Below are 4,117 nucleotides of genomic sequence, written 5' to 3'. Positions count from 1 at the left end.
GCGCACGCGCGCCCCACCGTCCTGCCCGACGACGAGCTCGGACCCCGGCGTGGCCGGGGCGACGAGCGGGAGGTCCTGCGGCACGGTCAGGCGTCGGCGGCGGCGGTCTCGTCCGCCGCGTTCTCGCCCTCGGCGCCGGCCTCGGCCTCGTCGACGACCGCGTGCAGCGACAGCTTGCCGCGCGGGTCGATCTCGCCGATCTCGACCTGGACCTTCTGGCCGATCTTGACGACGTCCTCGACGTTCTCGACGCGCTTGCCGCCGACCAGCTTGCGGATCTGTGAGATGTGCAGCAGACCGTCCTTGCCGGGCGAGAGCGAGATGAACGCGCCGAACGTCGTCGTCTTGACCACGGTGCCGACGAAACGCTCGCCGACCTCGGGCATGTGCGGGTTCGCGATCGCGTTGATCGCGGCCCGCGCGGCCTCGGCGGACGGGCCGTCCGTCGCGCCGATGTAGACCGTGCCGTCGTCCTCGATGGAGATGTCGGCGCCGGTCTCCTCCTGGATCTGGTTGATCATCTTGCCCTTCGGGCCGATGACCTCGCCGATCTTGTCGACCGGCACCTTCACCGTGATGACGCGCGGCGCGAACGGGCTCATCTCGTCCGGGACGTCGATCGCCTCGGCGATGACGTCGAGGATCGCGAGGCGCGCCTCCTTGGCCTGCGTCAGCGCGCCGGCCAGGACGGACGCCGGGATGCCGTCGAGCTTGGTGTCCAGCTGGATCGCCGTGACGAACTCGCGCGTGCCCGCGACCTTGAAGTCCATGTCGCCGAACGCGTCCTCGGCGCCGAGGATGTCGGTGAGGGCCGCGTAGCGGGTCTCACCCTCGACGGTGTCGGAGACGAGGCCCATCGCGATGCCCGCGACGGGTGCGCGGAGCGGGACGCCGGCGTTGAGCAGCGACAGCGTCGCGGCGCAGACCGAGCCCATGGACGTCGAGCCGTTGGAGCCCAGCGCCTCCGAGACCTGGCGGATCGCGTAGGGGAAGTCCTCGCGGGCCGGCAGGACCGGGACGATGGCGCGCTCGGCGAGCGCGCCGTGGCCGATCTCGCGGCGCTTCGGCGACCCGACGCGGCCGGTCTCACCGGTCGAGTAGGGCGGGAAGTTGTAGTGGTGCATGTACCGCTTGCGCGTCTCGGGCGACAGCGAGTCGATCTGCTGCTCCATGCGCAGCATGTTCAGCGTCGTGACGCCGAGGATCTGCGTCTCACCGCGCTCGAACAGCGCGGACCCGTGCGCACGGGGCAGCACCTCGACCTCGGCCGAGAGCGTGCGGATGTCCCGCAGGCCGCGGCCGTCGATGCGGAAGCCGTCGGTGAGGATGCGCTGGCGGATGAGCGCCTTCTGCAGCGAGCGGTAGGCGGCGCCCACCTCCTTCTCGCGCCCCTCGAACTGGCCGGCGAGCTCCGACTGGACCTCGCCCTTGATCTCGTCGAGGCGGTTCTCGCGCTCCTGCTTGCCCGCGATCTGCAGCGCGGCGGACAGGCGCTCGGCGGCGGCCTGCTCGACGGCGGCGAACACGTCGTCCTGGTAGTCCGGGAACGTCGGGAACTCGCGCGTCTCCTTGGCCGACTGGGCCGCGAGCTCCTGCTGCGCGGTGACCAGGGCCTTGATGAACGGCTTGGACGCCTCCAGGCCCTCGGCCACGACGGCCTCGGTGGGGGCGACGCCGCCCTCGTTCTTGATGAGGTTCCAGGACTTCTCCGGCGCCTCGGCCTCGATCATCGCGATCGCGACGTCGCCGCCCTCGACGACGCGGCCGGCCACGACGATCTCGAACGTGGCGCGCTCGCGCTCGGTGTAGCGCGGGAACGCGACCCACTGGCCGTCGATCAGCGCGATGCGCACGGCACCGACCGGGCCGGAGAACGGCAGGCCGGAGATCTGGGTGCTGATGGAGGCGGCGTTGATCGCGAGGACGTCGTACGCGTCGTCCGGGTTGATCGACATGACCGTGACGACGACCTGGACCTCGTTGCGCAGGCCCTTGACGAACAGGGGGCGCAGCGGGCGGTCGATCAGACGGCAGGCCAGGATCGCGTCGGTCGACGGACGGCCCTCGCGGCGGAAGAACGAGCCGGGGATCTTGCCGGCGGCGTACTGCCGCTCCTCGACGTCGACCGTCAGGGGGAAGAAGTCGAAGCCCTCGCGCGGGTGCTTGCCGGCCGTCGTGGCCGACAGGAGCATCGTGTCGTCGTCGAGGTAGGCGACGGCGGAGCCGGCGGCCTGCTTGGCGAGGCGGCCGGTCTCGAAGCGGACGGTGCGGGTGCCGAAGCGACCGTTGTCGATCGTGGCCTCGGCGAACTGGATCTCGGGACCCTCCACGGGTGCCCTCCTTTTGTCATCGAAGGCGCCGGCCAGACCGCGGCGGTCTTCGATCGAGGCCCCCGCACGCGTGGTGCGTCCCGGGGGCCACTACCGAGGACCGGACGAAGCGGGTCGGCGCGGTGGTTCCGTGCTGGTGGTGCGGCGACGCCCGCGGGCGCCGCGTCGTGCGGGTGGTGCGTCTACGGGTGGTGCGGGTCCTGCGCGTCGGGGGCCGCCCGTGGGCGACCCCCGATGCAGGACCAGCCCGGACCGTGCGGTCCGGGCTGGTGCAGGCAGGTCAGCGACGCAGGCCGAGCCGCTCGATCAGGCTGCGGTAGCGGTTGATGTCGATCTTCTGCAGGTAGCCCAGCAGGCGACGACGACGGCCGACCAGCAGCAGGAGGCCGCGGCGGCTGTGGTGGTCGTGCTTGTGCTCCTTCAGGTGCTCCGTGAGGTCCTTGATGCGCTGCGTGAGGACGGCGATCTGGACCTCGGGCGAGCCGGTGTCGCCCTCGTGGGTGGCGTACTCGGCCATGATGGACTGCTTCGTGGCAGCGTCGAGCGACACGGTGCTCCTCAGGATTCTCGTTGCGCGGTGCGCCGGGGCATGTCCACCCGGGCTCTCTCGTTCCGCGGCCGTTCGTACGGCGTCGACCAGTCTAGCAGCACGCCCGCCCGCGACCGCAGGTCAGGGCCGTCACGGTCAGCCGTGCAGCACGCGCCGGACGTCCTCCACGTCGGCCGCCATCTGCACGAGCAGGGCGTCGACGCCGTCGAACCGGACCGTCGGGCGCAGCCGCTCGACGAGGTCGAGGACGACCTCCTCGTCGTACAGGTCGAGGTCGGTGCGGTCGAGCACGTACGCCTCGACCCGCCGCTCCACGCCGTCGAACGTCGGGTTCGTGCCGATCGACACGGCGGCCGGCAGCACGCGGTCCGGGTCGTCGGTCCCCACCGCCGAGCCGTCCGCGCGGCGCGTGCGGCGCAGCCAGCCGGCGTAGACGCCGTCGGCCGGCACCATCCCCGCCGTGCCGGGCGAGAGGTTCGCCGTCGGGTAGCCGAGCTCGCGCCCGCGGGCGTCACCGTGCACGACCGTCCCCCGCAGCCGGTGCGGGCGCCCGAGGACGCGTGCCGCCTGCACCACGTCGCCCTCGGCGAGCAGCTCGCGCACCCAGGTCGACGACCAGCGCCGGCGCAGCGCGTCGGCCGCCCGGTCCTCGGGGCTGCCGGGGTCCGCGGCGACCGACGGCGTCACGTCGTCGATCACCTCGACGGTGAAGCCGTACCGCTCCCCCAGCGCCCGCATGGTCGTGAGGTCACCGGCGTTCTGCCAGCCGAACCGCACGTCGCGCCCGACCACGACGGTCGACGCGTGCAGCGCGTCCACGAGGTACCGGCGGACGAACTCCTCCGGGGACTGGCGGGCGAAGTCGAGGGTGTACGTGATGAGGAGCACGGCGTCGAGGCCCGTGCCGCCGAGCAGCTCCAGCCGGTCGGCGTCCCCGAGCAGGCGCGGCGGTGCGTCGTCGGGCCGGTGCACGGCGAGCGGGTGCGGCGTGAACGTCACGGCCACGGCGTGCGCGTCCGCGACGCGCGCGTCGGCGACCATCCGCGTCAGCACCGCCACGTGGCCGCGGTGCACGCCGTCGAAGTTGCCGATCGTGACGACCGACCGGCCCCAGCCGGCCGGCACCTGCGACAGCTCCGTCCAGACCTGCACCCACGCTCCCGGGTCGACGCCCCGGCCCGCCGGTCGGCGGGCCCGACGGACAAGACTGCCACCTGTGCGGGCGGCGGCGCGCCGC

The 4,117-nt window shown here is 72.7% G+C and carries 3 protein-coding genes; all 3 read right to left on the bottom strand.

The annotated features are described in order from the left end of the window. Positions 1–86: 86 nt before the first annotated feature. The 3 genes from ACFUMH_RS18740 to ACFUMH_RS18730 all read right to left on the bottom strand — a co-directional run bounded on the left by ACFUMH_RS18740 (position 87) and on the right by ACFUMH_RS18730 (position 4,032). Complete coding sequence (locus tag ACFUMH_RS18740) at positions 87–2,330, bottom strand: polyribonucleotide nucleotidyltransferase (RefSeq protein WP_378209074.1); 2,244 nt, start codon at positions 2,328–2,330, stop codon at positions 87–89. Between the two features lie 280 nt (positions 2,331–2,610). Then, positions 2,611–2,880: a 30S ribosomal protein S15 gene (rpsO, locus tag ACFUMH_RS18735; protein WP_378209072.1), complete on the bottom strand. Its 270-nt coding sequence runs from the start codon at positions 2,878–2,880 to the stop codon at positions 2,611–2,613. 135 nt (positions 2,881–3,015) lie between these two features. Next, on the bottom strand, positions 3,016–4,032 hold the full coding sequence (locus ACFUMH_RS18730) for a bifunctional riboflavin kinase/FAD synthetase (RefSeq protein WP_378209070.1): 1,017 nt from the start codon (positions 4,030–4,032) through the stop codon (positions 3,016–3,018). Positions 4,033–4,117: the final 85 nt, after the last annotated feature.

It is taken from the genome of Cellulomonas sp. NPDC057328, from assembly GCF_042667215.1.
Taxonomy (GTDB): Bacteria; Actinomycetota; Actinomycetes; order Actinomycetales; family Cellulomonadaceae; genus Cellulomonas.
The sequence above is the reverse complement of the archived record's forward strand: the minus strand, read 5'-3'. Positions and strand labels throughout refer to the sequence as shown.